The 18,742-nt window shown below is 71.9% G+C and carries 13 protein-coding genes; 7 read left to right on the forward strand and 6 right to left on the reverse strand.

The features are described 5' to 3' along the window. Positions 1–65 precede the first annotated feature (65 nt). The gene (locus WME79_RS48290; protein WP_437529602.1) at positions 66–1,490 is read left to right on the forward strand and encodes a phosphatidylglycerol lysyltransferase domain-containing protein; all 1,425 of its coding nucleotides are present in this window, start codon (positions 66–68) and stop codon (positions 1,488–1,490) included. A gap of 357 nt (positions 1,491–1,847) precedes the next feature. On the opposite strand, the gene WME79_RS48295 is transcribed toward WME79_RS48290, so the two are convergent. Beyond that, the gene (locus tag WME79_RS48295; protein ID WP_437529605.1) at positions 1,848–2,345 is read right to left on the reverse strand and encodes a hypothetical protein; all 498 of its coding nucleotides are present in this window, start codon (positions 2,343–2,345) and stop codon (positions 1,848–1,850) included. Between the two features lie 233 nt (positions 2,346–2,578). Next, entirely contained in the window at positions 2,579–3,409 is an 831-nt protein-coding gene (locus tag WME79_RS48300; RefSeq protein WP_437529608.1) for a hypothetical protein, read from the reverse strand. 364 nt (positions 3,410–3,773) lie between these two features. On the opposite strand from WME79_RS48300, the gene WME79_RS48305 reads away from it, so the two are divergent. Continuing rightward, on the forward strand, positions 3,774–4,997 hold the full coding sequence (locus WME79_RS48305; RefSeq protein ID WP_437529611.1) for a phosphatase domain-containing protein: 1,224 nt from the start codon (positions 3,774–3,776) through the stop codon (positions 4,995–4,997). On the opposite strand, the gene WME79_RS48310 is transcribed toward WME79_RS48305, so the two are convergent. Beyond that, on the reverse strand, positions 4,994–6,157 hold the full coding sequence (locus WME79_RS48310; RefSeq protein ID WP_437529613.1) for an aminotransferase class V-fold PLP-dependent enzyme: 1,164 nt from the start codon (positions 6,155–6,157) through the stop codon (positions 4,994–4,996). The genes WME79_RS48305 and WME79_RS48310 overlap by 4 nt on opposite strands. Positions 6,158–6,257: 100 nt before the next feature. Further along, positions 6,258–7,004: a helix-turn-helix domain-containing protein gene (locus tag WME79_RS48315; RefSeq protein WP_437529615.1), complete on the reverse strand. Its 747-nt coding sequence runs from the start codon at positions 7,002–7,004 to the stop codon at positions 6,258–6,260. Positions 7,005–7,046: 42 nt separating this feature from the next. On the opposite strand from WME79_RS48315, the gene WME79_RS48320 reads away from it, so the two are divergent. Continuing rightward, entirely contained in the window at positions 7,047–8,318 is a 1,272-nt protein-coding gene (locus WME79_RS48320; RefSeq protein ID WP_437529617.1) for a cytochrome P450, read from the forward strand. Here the strand turns inward: WME79_RS48320 and WME79_RS48325 are convergent. Beyond that, positions 8,240–9,436, reverse strand: coding sequence for a hypothetical protein (locus tag WME79_RS48325; RefSeq protein WP_437529620.1), 1,197 nt, complete (start codon positions 9,434–9,436; stop codon positions 8,240–8,242). The genes WME79_RS48320 and WME79_RS48325 overlap by 79 nt on opposite strands. Before the next feature lie 480 nt (positions 9,437–9,916). Between WME79_RS48325 and WME79_RS48330 the strand changes: the two genes are divergently transcribed. Further along, positions 9,917–10,666, forward strand: coding sequence for a hypothetical protein (locus tag WME79_RS48330; RefSeq protein ID WP_437529623.1), 750 nt, complete (start codon positions 9,917–9,919; stop codon positions 10,664–10,666). A gap of 16 nt (positions 10,667–10,682) precedes the next feature. Here WME79_RS48330 and hisC read toward each other — a convergent pair whose 3' ends face one another. Beyond that, positions 10,683–11,765: a histidinol-phosphate transaminase gene (gene hisC / locus WME79_RS48335; protein WP_437529626.1), complete on the reverse strand. Its 1,083-nt coding sequence runs from the start codon at positions 11,763–11,765 to the stop codon at positions 10,683–10,685. A gap of 130 nt (positions 11,766–11,895) precedes the next feature. Here hisC and WME79_RS48340 point away from each other — a divergent pair, with 130 nt between their 5' ends. The 3 genes from WME79_RS48340 to WME79_RS48350 all read left to right on the forward strand — a co-directional run bounded on the left by WME79_RS48340 (position 11,896) and on the right by WME79_RS48350 (position 18,692). Further along, complete coding sequence (locus tag WME79_RS48340; protein WP_437529629.1) at positions 11,896–15,837, forward strand: serine/threonine-protein kinase; 3,942 nt, start codon at positions 11,896–11,898, stop codon at positions 15,835–15,837. Positions 15,838–16,149: 312 nt separating this feature from the next. Further along, positions 16,150–17,520 carry a phenylacetate--CoA ligase family protein gene (locus WME79_RS48345; RefSeq protein WP_437529632.1) on the forward strand — a complete coding sequence of 457 codons (1,371 nt, stop codon included), beginning with the start codon at positions 16,150–16,152 and terminating at the stop codon, positions 17,518–17,520. Further along, positions 17,517–18,692, forward strand: coding sequence for a glycosyltransferase family 4 protein (locus tag WME79_RS48350; protein ID WP_437529635.1), 1,176 nt, complete (start codon positions 17,517–17,519; stop codon positions 18,690–18,692). Before WME79_RS48345 ends, WME79_RS48350 begins: the two co-directional genes overlap by 4 nt. The last annotated feature ends 50 nt before the right edge of the window (positions 18,693–18,742 follow it).

Consider the following 18,742-nt stretch of genomic DNA (forward strand, 5'->3'; position numbering starts at 1 on the left):
CCAACGGGATCGACGTCATCCCGGCGAGCCGCGTCCAACCACGCCACGCGCCGCGCCCGTGAGGTATGCTCCGCCGGACCGTGCCGCCGCCGAACCAGCGCTCCGACCGCGAGCGCGTCCTCGCGTTGCTCCAACGCCACGGATGGAACGCGACCTCGTTCCAGACCCTGGAGTCCGACTTTCACTACTGGTTCCATGGCGACGACGCCTGCGTGGCCTACGTCGATACCGGCGGCGCGTGGGTCGCCGCCGGCGCGCCGATCACGGCGGCCGAGCGGCTGGCCGAGGTCGCGCAGGCGTTCGTGGAGGCGGCCGCGGCAGAGGGGCGGCGGGCGTGCCTCTTTGGCGCCGAGGCGCGGTTCTGCGAGCGGGTCTCGTGGAGCGCGATGCTCGTCGGCGAGCAGCCGGTCTGGGAGCCGGCGCGCTGGAGCGGCGTGCTCCGGTCGAGCCGGAGCCTGCGCGAGCAGCTCCGCCGCGCGCGCGCGAAGGGCGTGGTCGCGCGCTCGGTCAGCCGCGGCGAGCTCGAGGACGCCGGGAGCCCGCTGCGAGGCGAGGTGGAGCGCCTCATGGCGCGCTGGGCGTCGTCGCGGCCGATGGCGCCCATGGGCTTTCTCGTGCAGGTGGAGCCGTTCTCGTTCGCGGGCGAGCGGCGCTATGTCGTCGCGGAGGCCGGAGGCGCCGTGGTCGGCTTCCTCGCAGCGGTGCCCGTGTACGCGCGGCGCGGCCTTTTTCTGGAGGACCTGCTGCGCGACCCGTCCGCGCCGAACGGCACCACGGAGCTGCTCATCGATCACGCGATGCGCGCCGCCGCGGCGGAGGAGCGCCTGTATGTGACGCTCGGCCTTGCGCCGCTCGCCGGGCCCGTGCGGCGCGGGCTGCGCGCGGCGCGGCGGCTCGGGGCTCGCCTGTACGATTTCCAGGGACTCTACGCGTTCAAGGCGAAGCTGCGGCCCGATCGCTGGGCGCCGATTTACCTGGTCATTCCGCCGGGCGGCCACGGCCTCGTGGCCATCTACGACACGCTCGCGGCGTTCTCGCGCGGGGGGCTCCTGCGCTTCGGGCTCTCGACGCTGCTGCGCGGGCCGGCCGTGATCTTCGAGGTGCTCGGCTGGCTGCTCGTCCCGTGGACCGCGCTGCTCGCGATCGCGCCCGCGGCGCGTTGGTTCCCGTCACCCGCCGTGAAATGGGCGTGGGTGGCGTTCGACGTGTGCCTCGCGCCCGCCATGCTGCGGCTGAGCCGCCGGTACGGGCAGCTGCTCTCGCTGGTGCTGGCCGCGCTGGTGACCTGCGACGCGGCGCTGACGCTGGCGGAGGCGCTGCTGTTCAACGCGTCGCGGGCGCGGGGGGTGTTCGAGGTCGCGGTCGTGGGGACGGCGGTGGCGGCGCCGGCGGTCGCGGCGGTGCTTCTGTGGAGCGCGCGGATGCACAAGCTGGAGCGGCGCTTCGGGGTGGTGGGGGCCAGGAAACCCAGACGCGATACGAACGCCTAGCTAGAGACGATACCCCGGATCGCCCGGTAGTTTGCCGTCGATGCGAAGGACTTTGACGTCACTTCCCGCTGCAGACGCGGGAACGAACCCGATCGCTCCCTGACCGCGGCCCACTTCGCGCCGACGCGGGTGTCGACGAGGCGCTCGCGCGGCTCATCGACGCCTGCATCGACCCGCGCCACGCCGCGCCGCGCGCGGACGAGCCGGGCGCGGCGCCCGCGGACGATCGGCTCGGCGACACGCTCCGCCGTCGCGGGTGCCGTGGCCCGCCGCGCTCCCGCCGGGGTCGCTCCTCCTCGTGTCGCCGCTCGCCCCCCGACGCGCCCATCCCGTCGGTGCTGCGGCCACCATGAGGACCTAGCCGCGGGGCGCTTCACCGCGTGTTGAGCGCGGTCCAAAGATTTCGGCATGCGCCACGTCGTAGTCCGAATCGCCGGCACGCTCGTCATCAAAGGCCAGATCGAACCAAGCCTCTCGGTCTACCCATTTTTGCCCCAAGTCAAATCGTTTGAAGTACGCAATCCGGCCATCAAGAGGGAGCGCCCGGAAATGCGTGAGGAACGCTTTCATGCACGCAGCCCCGTCAAGCGTATGCCAGAAGAAGCTGTCCTTCTCGGCGTAGACGAGGAGGTCGACGCCCCGCGCATCGAGCTCTCGCCGATCGAACTGGAGAGGGAAATGGTAGCAGAGCCACGGCGCGAGGGGCTCGGCCGCGCGCTTGGAGATCTCCCGTTCAGCAATGAGCGTCAGAAGCTCACGCCTGTATTCGTCGAGGTATTGTCGGAACGCCTCCGTGCCTCTCCCCTTCGCCTGCGGGTCGCCTTCCGAACGCCTCTCTCTTTTGAGCTCAGACATGTATTGTGTTCTCGTTGTCTGTTTCAGGCTCGGGTCAGGCTGGTCGTGTAGAGCGCTGGATCGTCCGCTTTCAGCCGTCGAGGACCAGATTCGCTTTGGCCGAATACGTTAATGGCGAGCTTTTGTGTGTCGATGTGAATCTCTCCGCTGCGAGTGTTGCGATTGAATGTTCCGTGGGGCGCGATCGGGGCCTGTCAGATGCCAGCCCCGGCGAATGACGCGACAGGTTCGAACTACCAGCGGTGCATCGTCACGGAGTGCGTGTCAGCGCATATCGTGCCTTCACCACCAGGCATGACCGCGACGAACCCGGGCGTGGTCTTTGCGGGCAACCGTCCGGTCGTGTCGACCAACGTCGTGTCCGTGCCGGTGTGAAGCACGATCCAGCGGGCTTCAGCCACCCTCAGGTCGCTGCCCCTGCCGGCGTGCGTGCCCAAGCTCCGTACCGTGCCGAGGTCCGCTCCGACCAGCTCGAGCTCGCCGTGGGGAGAGAGGTGCACGATCTGCTCTGCGTCGAGCCACGCCAGCTGGGGCCCGTCGTAGGACAGCGCTGAAGACGCTCGCCGGTGCGTCAGCCGCGAGCGCACGAAGACCGCCATGAGCGGCGCGCCGGGGAGATCACCGTCGTTGAACATGAACGAGTCACCGCCAGCGACCACGAGGTCAGGATTGTCTGGGTTGAAGTCGATGCTCTCCACGCTGCAGAGCGGCATGCGCCACTCGTTGTTGCCCGTCGCGACCTCGAACACGTCAACGCCTTTGCCATCGCTGACCGCCACGAGCGCTCGGGCGGCATCGACGCCCACCAAGGCCACGTCGTCCCAGTGATCGCTCACGCTCATCGCCCAGCGTTGCTCGACGAAATCCCAAGCACGAAACCCCGCGGCCGTCACCCCACCCCCGATCTCCACGATCAAGTAACGTGCACCGGCGAAGCGCATCCGCTGGTGGAACAAGAGCCCGTTCTGTTCTGGAACCTCGTCGCGCATGAGGAGCGTCCCACCGAGGTCGCGGACCTCGACGATGTCCCAGTTCGCGCGCGCCACGGCGATCGTTGACCCCACCAGCCCAATGTCTCGCACGCGGAGCGGGTAACGCCTCGCAATTCTTCGCGCTTCGATGCTCATAGAAAGCTCGGGGTTTCGTGGCTCGCGCAGTTCAAGGCACCAGAAGATCCAAACGCGATCCGAAAATCAAGCTCCTCATGGTGGCCGTCCCGCCGTACAGCCACGCCGTCGAGCGCCTCCTATCTGCGTTTGCGGGGGGAGGGCCGGCGCCGCGCCGCTCTCGGGAGCAGGGCGCCCCCGAGGCTGAACGCGGCCAGGAAGTACTGAAGGACGTGTCCCACGAAACCAGGATCGGGCGGCTCGATCGGCATGGCCGGAAGGCTACCAGCGCCCGCCGGATCGGTTATGCTGTCGGGGCCCCATGACGATCGACATCTCTCCCGACGCGCCCATCCCGTCGGTGCTGTCGAAGCTCGACGAGATCCGGCAGCGCATGGCCTCCCACACCGATCGGGACGACGAGCGGCGGATCCTGGAGATCCTCGCGGGATCGGCCGCCATCGAGCTCGACCAGCTGCTCCTCCAGCTCGATCTGCCCGCCCTGCTCGGAGACATCGACGATCGCCTCATCGGCCCCGACAACCGCACGGCGCTGCTCGAGCTCCTGACCGCCGAGCGCCTCGGCGACCTCGGGATCCCGGCGCGCGCGGCGCTCATCTCGGCGCTGCAGCGCGGCCGCACGGGCAGCCTCGACGAGCGGGCGCTGCGTCGCCTCTGGCTCGGCACGCGCGGCGCCGACGTCACGCGGCTCAAGAACGCGCTCGACGGCCGGGGCGGCTACCGCGATCTTCACCAGCTCTTCTACCACGATATCGACGACGACTCCCTGCGCGAGGAGCTCCTCGCGCACTTCGCGCGAGAGGCGGTCTCGGTCTCGGTGCGCGAGGTGAAGGTCCTGTCCGATATCGACGATACGTTCTACGCGAACTGGAAGGACGCCCGGTACCCGAAGAAGACCGTCTATCCCGGCGTCCTGCAGTTCTATGCGGAGCTCGACCGCGGCCCTGGCCCCGTGCCCGGGCGGGCCGGCGATCTGACCTTCGTCACCGCCCGCCCCGGCGACCGCCTCGGCCTCGTGGAGGACGCGACGATCAAGGCGCTCGCCGAGCGCGGTCAGCTCACCGCGACCGTGCTCGCGGGCTCGTTCACCCGCCTCATCGGCAACCGCACGATCGCGGAGAAGAAGCTCGAGAATTTCCTCGAGTACCGGCGGCTGTACCCCGAGTACGACTTCGTCTTCGTCGGCGACAGCGGGCAGGGCGATATCCATTTCGGCCAGGGCATGCTCGAGCTCGCCCCGGAGACGGTGAAGGCGGTTTTCATTCACGACGTGGTCGCCACGCCCGATCTCACGCGGAGAGAGCTCGCGGCCTCCGGCGTTCACCTGTTCGATACGTACATCGGCGCAGCGCTCACGGCCCTCGAGCTCGGCCTCCTCGGCCCCGAGGGCGCGGCGCGCGTGGCCGAGGCCGCCCTGGCTGCGTTCGCCGCGATCCAGTTCCCGTCGCACGCGGACCAGGAGGCGCGCCGCCGCGAGATGGCGCGCGACGTCGCCCGCCTGAACGAGGCGCTGCACATCGATTAGAGCGCGGCGACGAAGCGGTCGATCTCGGATTCGTCGTTGTAATAATGGACCGAGGCGCGCACCAGATCGGGAATCCCGCGGTCCTCGAAGTCGAGTAACGTCCCGGCGGCGGTCGACACGCTGACGTGGATCGCCTGCGCACCGAGCCGCGCCTTGATGGCCGTGGCGTCCTCGCCGGCCCGGGTGAAGGTCACGATGCCGCAGCGCTGCTCGCCGAGGTCGCGCACGGTGACCCCGGGGATCTCGGAGAGCCGCGCGCGCAGGCGCTCGGCCAGCGCACCTACCCGATCGCGGATCGCGGGTAGGCCCAGCCGGAGCGCATACTCCGCGGCCGCGCCGAGCCCGAGCCGGCCGGCGACATAGCTCTCCCAGTTCTCGAAGCGCCGGGCGTCGGGCCGCAGCTCGTAGCGATCCGGCGCGGTCCAGCGGGCCGCGTGGAGATCGAGGAACGGGGGCTCCAGCCGGTCGAGCAGCGCGCGCCGGACATAGAGAAAGCCGGTGCCGCGCGGCCCGCGCAGGTACTTGCGCCCCGTCGCCGACAGGAGATCGCAGCCGATCGCCTCGACGTCGATCGGCAGCTGCCCCACCGACTGGCAGGCATCGAGCAGGAAGGGCACGCCCGCCGACCGGGCGCGGCGGCCGATCTCCTCCGCCGGGTTGACCAGCCCGCCGTTCGTGGGGACGTGGGTGATGGCGATCAGCTTGACCCGCTCGTCGAGCAGGCAATCGAGCGCAGGCAACGACACGGCGCCGCGCTCATCGCTCGGGATCGGGACGATCTCCGCGCCGGTGCGCCGCGCGACCTGCAGGAACGCGATGTAGTTCGAGGCGTACTCGGTCCGCGCGGTCAGGATGCGATCGCCCGGGCCGAAGCGGAGGGAGTAGAACGCCATGTCCCACGCGCGCGTGGCGTTCTCGACCAGCGCGATCTCGTCGGGCGCCGCGCCGATCAGCCGGGCGATCGAGCCGTAGACCGCCTCGATCCGCTCGCCCGCCTCCGCCTCGGCCTCGTAGCCGCCGAGGGTCGCCTCGCGGCGCAGGTGCTCGACCACCGTGTCGACAACCACGGCCGGAGGCAGCGAGGAACCCGCGTTGTTGAAGTGAAGGACGCTGGCGCAGGCAGGGGTGTCGCGGCGCAGCGCGGCGATATCCATCGTCATGACGTCATCTCCTCGAACGGCCGACACGCTGCCGGCTGGGCAGCTCCACGTCAATCGCGGCGGCCGCTGACGGCAGCGCGTCGGTGCAGCGAAGTGAGGGCTATTTCATCAGCCCACTGCGCAGCTCGCTCGGGGAGTAGCCGAGCATGCGGCGGCAGGTCCGCGAGAAGTGCGCGAGGTCGGCGAACCCCGCGGCGTGGGCGGCGCCCGTCGCGTCGAGGCGCGCGAACGCCCCGAGCGCGAAGAGCAGCCGGCGCCAGAGCTGGAAGGCGCGGATGGGCAGCCCCACGTCGCGCACGAACAGCGCCTGCAGGTGCGCCTCGGAGACCCCGGCGCGCGAGACCGCGAGGCGCCGGTCCGCTTCCGGATCGCGCAGCGCCTCCAGGACGCGGGCGACCCGCCCATCCAGGGCGCAGCGCGGCGACTCCCCCGCGAGCCAGGACGCGACCTCGCGCGCGAGGCCGCCGAGCACGTCGGGGCGCGACAGGGACGCCCGGTGCGCCGCAACGGCCCCGTCGAGGCGTGAGAGGAGCCGGCCTTCGAGCGGACAGGGGCCGCCGTGCAGGCGCGCATGAGCCGCCACGTGCGGCATCTCCTGGGGGTCGTACAGGAACCCGAGCGTCGGTCCGGGGCTCGTGGCGGCGTGCCACAGGTCGGGGGGCACCACGACCGCGCGCCCGCGCACGATCGCGCCGCCCGGCTCGGTCACGGTCACCTCGCGCTCGATCCCCACCAGGATCGCCGCGCCGTGCTCGGCGTGGAGGGTCGACGCCATCGCCGTCGAGGCGCGCACCGCGAAGGCGTCCGCGATCACGGCGCCGATCCGGGATTCGTTCAAGCGGCCCACGTCCCCTGATCCTAGCCTGGCCTCCGCTGGAGGTCGTGAGCGATGAACCTGTTCTCGGAAGAGATGCGCCGCAACCCTTACCCCGTATACGACCAGCTCCGGAGCCGATCTCCCGTGCTCCACTACCCACCGTCCGACTCGTGGATGATTTTCGATTACGACGGCGTGAAGCGGGCGCTCCACGATCACGAGGCGTTCAGCTCGGTCGTGTCGCCGCCGGGCACCAGGACCGCCGAGTGGCTCATCTTCTCGGACCCTCCGCGCCACACCAAGCTGCGCGCAATCATCATGCGGGCCTTCACGCCGCGCGCGGTCGCGGGGCTCGAGCCGCGCATCCGCCGGCTGTCGCGCGAGCTCCTGGACCGGGCGATCGAGAGCGGACAGATGGACCTCGCCGAGGACTACACGGTTCCGCTCCCCCTCCTGGTGATCGCCGAGATGCTCGGCGCCCCGAGTGCGGACCAGCCGCGGTTCAGGCGCTGGAGCGACGCGATCCTGGACCTCAGCACCACGGTCTCCGGCAGCGAGGAGGCGGCCCGGGCGCTCGGCGAGTTCACCGCGGTGACGGCCGAGATGCAGGCCTACCTGAGAGGCCTCATCGAGCAGCGGCGGGCTGCGCCGGAAGATGACCTCTTGACCAGGCTCGTCGAGGCCGAGGTGGACGGAGAGGGGCTGAACGAGGACGAGATCCTGGGCTTCTTCCAGCTCCTCCTCGTGGCCGGCCACGAGACGACAACGAACCTGATCGGCAATGCGATGCTGTGTTTCCTCGAGAATCCGGGCGAGCTCGCCCGCCTTCGGGCCGCGCCCGATCTGCTGCCCTCCGCGATCGAGGAGGTCCTGCGCTACCGCTCGCCAGTCCAGGCGATGTTCCGCGTGACGAGGCGCGATGTCCCGATGCACGGCCAGGTGATCCCGGCCGGCAAGGCGGTGCTGGCGATGATCGGCGCCGCGAACCGAGATCCAGCGCAATTTCTCGACCCTGGCCGCTTCGACATCGCGCGTGATCCCAACCCGCACATCGCGTTCGGGCACGGCATTCACTTCTGTATCGGGGCGCCGCTCTCGCGCCTCGAGGCCAGGATCGCGCTGGCGGATCTCGTCGCGCGGCTCGGTGGCCTGGAGCTCGCGAGCGACGCGCCGTGGGAGCCGCGCCGGGCGATTCACGTGCACGGCCCCACCCGCCTGCCGATCCGATTCACGCCGGGTCCGCGCCTCGGCGGCGCCCCGGGCCGTCAGGGCACCCGCAGCGAGGCGGCGACGTCGAGCAGCGGCGCGAGCGCCTTGTCGTCCGCGGCGCCGGCGAAGAGGTGAACCATCAGGCCCTTGATCTTCGGGTGCGGCAGCATCGCCTCCGCCATGACGCGCGTGGGGCTCATGGGCCAGACCTGCCAGCTCATCGCCTTTCCGAACACCTTGCCTGGCCTGGGCGTGGGGCTCACCTTCGCCTCGTTCTGGTTGTACTGGAACGACGGGTGACCACCGACATAGATGCCTATCGCGGACTGCGACGCGCCGAGCTCGACGGGCAATCGCACGCGGTGCACCGTGAAGTCCGGGCCGCGCTGCACGGTGGTGCTCGCGCCCGCCGGGACCTTCACGAGGAAGCTGTCCTCGCTGCCCTGCCCCTTGATGGAGCGCTCTCCGCCGCCCGCGTCGATGCGCCGCGCTCCCGCGCTCAGGGTGGCGGCGATCGCGCGCGCGAAGGCCGTGCAGCGGGGCAGCTCGCCGCGCGCCTCCGGCAGGTCGGCCGCGCCGGCCGCGAGCGCGCTGCAGCCCGCCGCGTCCTTCGCGGCCGGAGGATTCACGTAGAAGGCGAGCCTCTGAACGAAGCCGTCCGGGTGCAGGACGTACATGCCGAGCACCGGGATCGCGACGCTGCCGCGATTCGCGCTCCCGGGGAACACGGCCCAGGCCTTGAGCTGCTCGTCGGCCAGGCGGAGCGGCTCCGCCGTGGCGCTGCCCCCGGGGAAGTCCGCGGCCATCGCGGCGCGCACGCCGCCCTCGGGATCCTTGCCGCCAAGCGCGAAGAGCTCGTGGGCCATCAGCACGAAGCGCTCGTCGCCGGCGTCGAGCACCACGCGGGTCTCCTCTTCGTCCGGCTCCGCCGCGGCCATGACCGAGCGCGCGCGCGCCTCGATCCGCGCCCCCTCGGGCAGCCGCACCGCGAGGCGACCCGAGAGCAGCGAGGTGGCCGGCCGCTTGCTCAGGAAGTCGGTCGAGGGCGCTGCGGGCCCGGGCGAGCCCTGGGTCGGCGCGATGGGCGCCTCGCCCTGCGGCGCGGGCGCGGGCGCCTCGCCCTGCGCGCTGGCCGGCGCCTTGACCGGCGCGCCGCCGCTGCCAGAGCACGCGGCGCAGGCGAGGAGGGCTCCGCAGGCAAGCGCGAGCGCGGAGGGAAGGCGGGCGAGGCGGGCTCGACGTAGGCGGCGCATGGAGCGCGACCGTAAAGCACCGTTTGCCAGCGGGCAATCGCGCTCGCGGCCGCATGGCACGAGGCGCTGAGGGCGGCGCGCGCCGCGAGCGTCTCGTTGCATGGATCGCTCGGTCGCGCGGTCATCCGGCGTTCCTGATGCCTGCGGGGCTGATGCCCGCCCTCCTCACCCGTTCTGCTGTTCGATCCGGCGAAGCCAGCGGACGCGCCGCGATGGACCGTCAGGTTCGCCGCGGCGCCGCGCCGACGAGCTCGTCCGAGCCGAGCTGGCGCGTCGTGCGTGGCGCACGGCCGACGAGGAGGGGAGGACCGCGGCGTCATCGCCGCTCCTCGCACCGGTGGCACCACCATTGCTGAATGTGGTGGCGCTGATGACGCTGGCGCCGCCGGTGCCGGCAGCATCAACGACGCCGGCGGCGCCCGGCGGACCGCCGTCCCGCAGCCGAGGTTGGCGAGGGGATGGGCAGGCATGGAGGATTCGATGAAAGAGCAGACCTCCGTCGAGGTCCTTGTTCCACGTGAGATGTCGCCGGATCAGAGACAGCGCCTCATCGACGAGATCTATGGCTTCCGCCGCCTGATCTTCGAGGGTGCGCAGAGGGAGAAGAGCTTCTCCACTCACGTCATCGACGCTGGCGCGGAGCACGGCGCCGTCGTGGTCCACAGGGGTGCTGGCGGCCAGATAACCAGCTATTTCGCGGTTCAGATCATCGATCCGGGGCCTTCCGGCGTGCAGATAGCGATCTTCCGTGGCGAGTCCGGTGCGCTCGGCGAGCACGCCGGCGGCGATGTCGTCCTCCGCCACGTCCTCTCGCGCCTGATCCGGTACATGCTCGCTCACCCGGGTCGACCCGTGTATTGCCTGTGCTCGCTGGCCCACCCGTCGAGCTATGCGCTGTTCTCGCGCTTCGTCGACATCACGCGCGCGAACCCGCCCGAGGGGACGCCGGCGGGCGCGGACGATCTCATGTCCGGGCTCGCCGCCTCGTTCGACCTGAAGGCGGACGATCGCGGTAGCCCGTTCGTCTTCGAGGTCGGGCAGACGGCGGCCGAGCCGCCCGCCGGCTGCGACTTCCTGCACCTCTACGAGAACCCGTCGGTGCGCTACTCCCTCTTGACGCATCTCGGCCCCGAGGAGGGGCACGGGCTCATCACGCTCGTACCGCTGAGCCTCGGCGGCATGATGCGCGCGGCGGCGCGTTGCTCCGCGCCCGAGGCGAGGCGCTTGTAGCGCGCCGCTCGCCGGGTCAGGCCAGGACTTCGGACAGGCTGTCGAGGAATCGCTGGTTCTCGCGCTCGGTGCCGATGGTGACTCGCAGGCTGGTCGGCAGGTTGCCGAAGGGCCGCACGATGACACCCTTCCGGAGCAAGGCGTCGTATACCGGGCGCGCCGGCCGCCCGACGTCCACGAGCACGAAGTTCGCCTGGCTCGGCGCCACCGACAGCCCGCGCCGCGTGAGCTCGCGCGTGAGCCGGTCGCGCTCGCGGATATTCAGCGCGCGGCTCTTCTCGATGTGCTCGGCGTCGTCGAGCGCCGCGAGGGCGGCCACCTGCGCCAGCGCGCTCACGTTGAACGGCGCGCGCACCCGGTTGATGTAATCGATGAGCTTGGCCGGGCCCACGGCGTAGCCGACGCGGAAGCCCGCCAGGCCGTAGATCTTCGAGAAGGTGCGGAGCACGAGCAGCCGCTCGCGGAGCCCGCGGAGGCGCATGGAGTCCGGGAAGTCCGGCGCGTCCGTGTACTCGATGTACGCCTCGTCCATGACCACGATGACCTCGGGCGGGAGCTCCCTGAGCAGGCGCTCGACCGCGGCGCGGCCCACGTGCGTGCCCGTCGGGTTGTTCGGGTTCGCGATGAACAGGAGCCGCGTCTTCGGCGTGACGGCCGCGGCCATGGCCTCGAGGTCATGCCGCAGCTCGCGCAGCGGTACGGCCGTGAACGGGATGCCGTAGGCGAGCGCGGCGAGCTTGTAGACGACGAAGGCCGGGTCGGCGAACACGATGTGTGACCCGGGCGTCGCGAACGTGTGCACGATCAGGTCGAGGAGCTCGTTCGAGCCGTTTCCCTGGACGATCTCCTCCATCGTGACGCCGTGGACCGCCGCGAGCCGCTCGCGCAGCCGGTAGGCCGCCCCGTCCGGGTAGAGGTGCACGTTCGCGAGCGCCTGGCGCGCCGCCTCGAGGGCGCGCGGGCTCGGGCCGAGCGGGTTCTCGTTCGAGGCGAGCTTCACGGCGTCCGTCACGCCGAGCTCGCGCGCGAGCTCATCGAGCGGCTTCCCCGTCTCGTACGGTGAAAGCAGCTCGACGGAGGGCAGAACTATCGCAGACATAGCGCGCACCCTATCACACCTTGGCCGTAGGGAGTGAGCCAGCTCGCCGGCGCCCTGCCGCGGGTTCGTCGCCGGGAGTTGCCGGGATCTGGCCTCTCCCATGGGGCTCCGTGTGATACTCGCCGTCCCGATGAAACCCGGGGACATCGTCGCCGACCGCTTCTTGATCGAGCGCCTCGCCGGGTCGGGCGGGATGGGCTCCGTCTACCGCGCCCTCGACCGGCACACGGGCGAGACGGCGGCGCTCAAGGTCATGTCGGGACGCGGCCTCGAGCACGGCGAGCGCTTCGCGCGCGAGGCGCAGGTGCTCGCCGAGCTGCGGCACCCCGGCATCGTCCGGTACATCGCGCAGGGCGCCACCGAGAGCGGCGAGCCCTGGCTCGCGCTCGAGTGGCTGGAGGGCGAGAGCCTCGGCGACCGGCTGCGCCGGCGCGGGCTCACCATCGCCGAGAGCGTCACGCTCGGCCTCCGGGTCGCCGAGGCGCTCGCCGAGGCGCATCGCCACAACGTCGTCCACCGCGACCTCAAGCCGAGCAACCTGTACCTCGTCGACAAGGCGGTCGAGCAGGTCAAGCTCCTCGACTTCGGCATCGCCCGCCTCACGTCGCTCGCGCCCCTCACGATGACCGGCGTCGTCATGGGCACGCCGTTCTACATGGCGCCGGAGCAGGCGCGCGGCGAGCGCGACGTCGGCACCCAGGCCGACGTGTTCGCGCTCGGCTGCGTCCTGTTCCATTGCCTCACCGGGCGCCCGCCGTTCGTCGGCGACGACATCCACACCGCCCTCCTCCGCGTCGTGCTCGACGAGGCGCCGCGCCTCCGCGACCTGCGCGCCGACGTCCCCGAGAACGTCGATATCGCCGTGGCGCGCATGCTCGCCAAGCCCCCGGCGGACCGGCCCGCGAACGGCGCCGCCGTGGCCCTCGAGCTGCTCCGCGTCGGCGAGATCAAGAGCACCCCCCCCGCGCCCGCGAGCCGGCGCGCGAGCGCGCTCACGACCGGCGAGCGGCGCACGCTCTGCCTGATGCTCGCGCGCATGGGCGCGCCGGAGGTCCCCTCGTGGCAGGGGCCCACCATGCCGATGACGCTCCCGATGACGATGCCCCTCGCGCGCACCGTCCCGGAGGACGAGGTGAAGCGCGTGGCGTCGCGCTTCGGGGGGGCATTGCAGACGCTCGCGGACGGGCTCCTGCTCATCACGCTCGAGGGGCGCGGCCTCATCACGGACCAGGCCGCCCGCGCGGCGCGGTGCGCGCTCGAGGTGCGGGACCTCCTGCCCGGCGTGCAGATGGCCCTGGTCGCCGGCCGCGGCTCCGCCGACGACCAGCTCCCGATGGGGCCCACCATCGACCGCGCCGTGCGGCTGCTCGACCGCGCCGACGGCGGGTCGATCCGCCTCGACGAGGTGATGGCCGGCCTGCTCGACGCCCGCTTCGAGGTCGGCGGCGACGCGACCGGCCTCGTGCTCCGCGCCGAGCGCGACCTCGTCGAGGCCGCGCGGACGCTGCTCGGGCGCACGACGCCGTTCGTGGGGCGCGACCACGAGCTCGCCATCCTCGACGCGGTGCTCGACGAGTGCCTCTCCGAGCCGACCGCGCGCGCGGTGCTCATCACGGCGCCCGCCGGGCTCGGCAAGAGCCGGCTGCGTTACGAGTTCTTGCGCCGCGTCGAGGAGCGCAAGGAGCGGGTGCAGGTCTGGCTCGGCCACGCCGACCCGATGAGCGCCGGCTCGCCCTTCGGGATGCTGCGCCAGATGCTCCGCCGCGAGGCCGGGCTCTCGGGCGGCGAGCCGCAGGAGGTCCGCGAGCAGCGCCTCCGCGCCCGCGTGGGCCGGTACGTGAGCGGCGCCGACCTCGACCGCGTGACCGAGTTCCTCGGCGAGGTGGCGCGGATCCGCTTCTCCGACGAGGGCCGGGTGGAGCTGCGCGCCGCGCGGAGCGACCCGATGCTCATGGGCGACCAGATCCGCCGTGCCTTCGAGGACTTCGTGCTCGCCGAGTGCCGGGCCGAGCCGGTGCTCCTCGTGCTCGAGGATCTCCAGTGGGGCGACGTGCCCACGGTGAAGCTCATCGACGCGGCCCTCGCGCTCCGCGACCAGCCGCTCATGGTGCTCGCGCTGGCGCGGCCGGAGGTCGAGACCGTGTTCCCGAAGGTGTGGGTCTCGCGCGGCGTCCAGGAGATCCGGCTGCGCGAGATCGGGCGGCGGGGGAGCGAGCGGCTCGTGCGCGAGGTGCTCGGCGACGCCGTGACGCCCGACCTCTGCGCGCGCCTGTGCGAGCGGGCCGGGGGCAACGCGTTCTACCTGGAAGAGCTCATCCGCGCCGCCGCCTCGGGCCGGACCGAGGCGCTCCCCGAGACGGTGCTGTCGATGGTGCAGGCCCGCCTCGAGTCGCTCGACGGCGAGGCGCGGCGGGTGCTCCGGGCCGCGAGCGTGTTCGGCCAGAAGTTCTGGCGCGGGGGGCTGATGGCGCTGCTCGGCGGCGAGCGCCGCGCCCCCCAGGTGGACGGGTGGCTCGCGGTGCTGGTCGATCGCGAGCTCATCGCGCGGCGGGGCGAGGGCAAGTTCCGGAGCGAGCACGAGTATGCGTTCCGGCACGCGCTCGTGCGCGAGGCGGCGTACGCGACGCTCACGGACGAGGATCGCGCGCTCGGCCACCTGCTCGCCGGCGAGTGGCTGGACGCGGCCGGCGAGCGCGACGCGGCGCTCCTGGCGGACCACTTCGAGCGCGGCGGCGACGCCGAGCGCGCGGTCGTCTGGTTCCGGCGCGCGGCGGAGCAGGCGCTCGGGGCGAACGACTTCCGCGCCGCGATCCAGCGGGCCGAGCAGGGGGCCGCGAGCGCCGACGTGGACGGGGAGTTCTTCGCGGCGCTGCGCCTCGTCCAGGCCGAGGCGCACAAGTGGCTCGGCGAGGCCTCCCAGGCCGAGCGGTGCGCCGTCATGGCGATGCGGGGCTTCCCCCGGAAGAGCGCGCTCTGGTACGCGGCGGCCGGGGAGACCGCGTCGATGCGCGTGCGCCTCGGCATGGGCGACCGGCTCGCGGATCTCGTCGAGGAGCTCCGGGGGGCGGGCCCGGGCAGCGGGGACCGCGGCTCGTGGATCGACGTCGGGGAGGCGACCGGCGCCTCCGTGAGCGCGCTGGCGCGCATCGCCGGGTCGCTCCTGCACGGGGGCCAGTACGCCGCGGCGGAGGAGATCGTGCAGGAGCTCGCGCGGGTGGCGATGCCGCTCGCCGAGCACGACGCGGCGGTGGCCGCCCGCATCCACGCGCTCCGGGCGTCGCGGGCGCTCTGCTACGGCGACCCTGCGGCGTCGCTTGCGTGCACGGAGCAGAGCATCCCCGCCTACCTCCAGACCGGCGACCTCAGGAACGCGTGCCTGAGCCGGGTGAACGCGGCGCACTGCCTGCTGCAGCTCGGGGTCTATGGCCGCGCCGAGGCCGAGCTGCGCGACGCGCTCGCGGAGGCGGGGCGGCTCGGGCTCTACAACGTGGCGGCGTTCGCCAAGCAGAACCAGGGCCTGCTCTGGATCCAGCAGGGCGATCTCGGCGCGGCGCGCGCGGCCACGGCCGAGGCGATCGACGCCTTCGTGGCGCAGGCGAACCGGCGGCAGGAGGCGCGGTCGCGGGCGTACCTCGCGGCGATCCTGACGCGGCTCGGCGACCTCGACGCGGCGGACAACGAGGCGGGCGCGGCCGTGGCGATGCTGGCGCACGTGCCGACGCTCCAGGCGCACGCGCTCTCGGTGCGCGCGCGGGTGCTGCTCGAGCAGGGCCGGGCGCAGGAGGCGCTCGAGGCGGCCCGGCGCGGGCTCGGGCTGCTCGTGTCGGTCGGCGGGACCGAGGAGGGCGAGGCGCAGATCCGGCTCGTGTACGCCGAGTCGCTCCGGGCCTGCGGCCACCACGAGGCGGCGCGCGAGGCGATCACGGTGGCGATGCAGCGGCTCGTCGCGCGGGCGCAATGGATTCAGGACCCGGCGCGGCGGCAGAGCTTTTGCCAGGCCGTGCCGGAGAACGCCAAGACGTTCGCGCTGGCGGCGCTCTGGCAGCAAGAAGCGGAGCCGACGCTGCAGTGAGGCGCCGAGTCGCGGCCGCGTTGCGGACGGAAGCTCTCATGTGCGCTGGCTCGCCCGGCTGCGCCGGCGCGCGCGGGCGAGGCGAGGGCAATGCGCAGCGCGCGTGGCGCCGCGCCGCGGTGAGCGCGTCGAGCTGAGCCGCTGTCATGAGGAGTTCACTCACGCCATCACCGCGGTAACCAATCGTGGCCGCGGGTGGCGGGGCGTGCGCAACATGTGGGTGGGGCGTGGGTGGGACGTGCGTAGGGAAGCGGCGCCCCGGCCGCGGCTGCTTGACGGAGTGGCCGAGGTTCGAAAGAATCCTCAGCAGCTATGTATTCAGCCCTCTTTCGGAACGTGCTCTTTCCGTTTTACGAGACGAAACTCCGAGGGAGAGCCACGCTGGCCTACCTGAGGGAGCTGGAGCGGTCCCAGTGGCGTCCGGAGGGCGAGCTCAGGGAGCTCAACTGGAGAAAGATGCTGGCGGCCCTCCGCTTTGCCGAGCAGAGCGTGCCCTTCTACCGGCGCCGCTTCGCCGAATACGGGGTGCGGGTCAAGGACGTGCACGCGCCCGAGGATCTCGCGCGCTTTCCGGTTTTGACCAAAGCCGATCTCCGCGCGCACGGCAGCGAGCTCATCGCGGATGGGTGGCGCGGCAAGCTCTTCAGGAGCGGCACGGGCGGATCGACCGGAGAGCCGGCGCGCTTCTTTTACGATCACACGACGTACGAGTGTAGAAGCGCCGCGGCCCTGCGCTCCGACGCGTGGGCTGGCGGCCGGATCGGGGACAAGGAGCTGTACATCTGGGGGATTCCGACCCTGGAGCCCCGCTGGAAGAAGGCGAAGCGCACGCTCCACGAGGCGCTGATCCGGAAGAAGACGGTCAGCGCGTGGAACCTGGCGGAGGAGCGGCTCGCGGGGGTGATGGATGAGATCCGGCGCTACCAGCCGAACCTCGTTGTGGGGTACACGAGCCCTCTCTACTACACGGCGCGCTATGCGCTCGAGACGGGGCACCGGCTGCCCGCGCCGAAGGGGATCATCGCGACGGCGGAGCGGCTCTTCCCTCACCAGCGCGAGGTGATCGAGCGGGCGTTCCAGGCGCCGGTCTACGACCGCTATGGGTGCAGGGAGATGATGCTGATCGGCGCGGAGTGTGAGCGCCACGAGGGCAAGCACATCAACGTCGAGAACGTCTTCCTCGAGGTGGTGCGCGGCGGCCGGCACGCGCGGCCCGGCGAGCCGGGCGAGGTGATCCTGAGCGACCTCGTGTGCCGGTCGATGCCGCTGCTCCGTTACAAGAACGAGGATGTGGTGGTCGCGGCCGACAAGGCCTGCTCGTGCGGCCGCGGGTTGCCGCTGCTCGCCTCGGTCGAGGGGCGGGTGCTCGACATGATCGTCGGCACGGACGGCCAGCTCCTCTCGTCCGTGTTCTTCCCCTACTTCTTCAAGGACAACCCGACGGTGGAGCGGTATCAGGTCCACCAGGACAAGGCGCGGGCGATCACGATCAAGATCATCCCTGGCGAGGGGTACGGGCCGGAGACGTCGCAGGCCATCGAGCGCGATCTGCGCCGGTTACTCGGGGAGCGGGCGGACATCCGGGTGCAGCTCGTCAGCGACATCCCGGTCACCTCGGGCGGGAAGTTCCGCTTCACCATGACCGAGGTGCCGATCGAGTTCGGCCGCGAGGCCGCCGCGTGATCGGAGCGCCCGGGGTCCGGCCGGCGCCGTCCACCGCGCCGGGCCGGCCCGCGAAGGTCGCCCACGTCGTGCTCGCGCTCAACGTGGGTGGGCTCGAGCGGGTGGTGCTCCGGCTGCTCGACAGGATGGCGCGCGACCGGTTCGCGCCGGTGGTGTGCGCGCTCCAGGAGCCCGGCGCGCTGGCCGAGGAGCTGGCGCGGCTCGGCGTGCCGCTCGTGGTGCTCTCGCGGAAGCCCGGCCTCGACCCGGGGCTGCCGGTGCGGCTCTCGGCGTGGCTGCGGCGCGAGGGGATCGGGCTTGTGCACACGCACAACCCGGGGCCGCACCTCTATGGCGCGCTCGCGGCGGGCCTCCTGCGGGCGGCGGCGCTCCCGGGCGGCGGCGGGCCGCGCGTCATCCACACGAAGCACGGGCGCAACTACCCCAAGCAGAAGCGGAAGGTGCTGGTCAACCGGCTGGCCGCGGCGCTCACGGATCGGGTGGTGGCGGTGAGCGACGACGCGCGCGCGGTCGCGCTCGAGGTGGAGCATATCGATCCGGCCAAGGTCGTGACGATCTTGAATGGCGTGGACACGGACGTGTTCCGGCCGGGCGACGCGGGCGCGGCGCGGGCGCGGCTCGGGGTGCCGGCGTCGGGTTATCACGTGGGGTGCGTCGCGCGGCTGTCGCCGGAGAAGGATCACGCGACGCTGCTCGACGCCTTCGCGCGGCTCCGCGCGGCGCGGCCCGACGCGCATCTGACGCTGATCGGCGACGGCCCGAGGCGGCCTGCGCTCGAGGCGCAGGCGGCGCGGCTCGGGCTCGGAGGGGCGGTGACGTTCACGGGGACGCGCGGGGACGTGGCGGAGCTGCTGCCGGCATTTGACGTGTTCGTGCTCGCGTCATTGACGGAGGGGATCTCGCTGACGCTCATCGAGGCGGCGGCGGCGGGGTTGTCCATCGTCGCGACGCGGGTGGGGGGCAATCCGGAGATCGTGCTGGATGGCGAGACAGGGATGCTTGTGCCGCCTGGAGCGCCGGAGACCCTGGCGGCCGCGCTCGAGGCGGTGGCGGCGCGGGGCGATCGCGCGGAGATGGGGTTGCGCGGGCGGGAGCGGGTGATGGAGCGGTTCGGGATCGACCGCATGGCGCGCGCGTACGAGGACCTCTATGACGAGGTGCTCGGGGGATAGTCTCAAGGGGCACCGCCGACCCTGAGGACCCTCTGGACGGAGCGTGCGTG

Origin of the sequence: Sorangium sp. So ce726, assembly GCF_051521405.1 — a bacterium.
Lineage (GTDB): Bacteria > Myxococcota_A > Polyangia > Polyangiales > Polyangiaceae > Sorangium.

What these genes read in the sequence shown, in the direction of transcription:
- WME79_RS48310 (WP_437529613.1), bottom strand. Translation starts at nt 6,157, where the DNA reads ATGACGATGGATATCGCCGCGCTGCGCCGCGACACCCCTGCCTGCGCC.
- WME79_RS48325 (WP_437529620.1), bottom strand. Translation starts at nt 9,436, where the DNA reads ATGCGCCGCCTACGTCGAGCCCGCCTCGCCCGCCTTCCCTCCGCGCTC.
- WME79_RS48305 (WP_437529611.1), top strand. Translation starts at nt 3,774, where the DNA reads ATGACGATCGACATCTCTCCCGACGCGCCCATCCCGTCGGTGCTGTCG.
- WME79_RS48345 (WP_437529632.1), top strand. Translation starts at nt 16,150, where the DNA reads ATGTATTCAGCCCTCTTTCGGAACGTGCTCTTTCCGTTTTACGAGACG.
- WME79_RS48295 (WP_437529605.1), bottom strand. Translation starts at nt 2,345, where the DNA reads ATGTCTGAGCTCAAAAGAGAGAGGCGTTCGGAAGGCGACCCGCAGGCG.
- WME79_RS48320 (WP_437529617.1), top strand. Translation starts at nt 7,047, where the DNA reads ATGAACCTGTTCTCGGAAGAGATGCGCCGCAACCCTTACCCCGTATAC.
- WME79_RS48290 (WP_437529602.1), top strand. Translation starts at nt 66, where the DNA reads ATGCTCCGCCGGACCGTGCCGCCGCCGAACCAGCGCTCCGACCGCGAG.
- WME79_RS48340 (WP_437529629.1), top strand. Translation starts at nt 11,896, where the DNA reads ATGAAACCCGGGGACATCGTCGCCGACCGCTTCTTGATCGAGCGCCTC.
- WME79_RS48330 (WP_437529623.1), top strand. Translation starts at nt 9,917, where the DNA reads ATGAAAGAGCAGACCTCCGTCGAGGTCCTTGTTCCACGTGAGATGTCG.
- hisC (WP_437529626.1), bottom strand. Translation starts at nt 11,765, where the DNA reads ATGTCTGCGATAGTTCTGCCCTCCGTCGAGCTGCTTTCACCGTACGAG.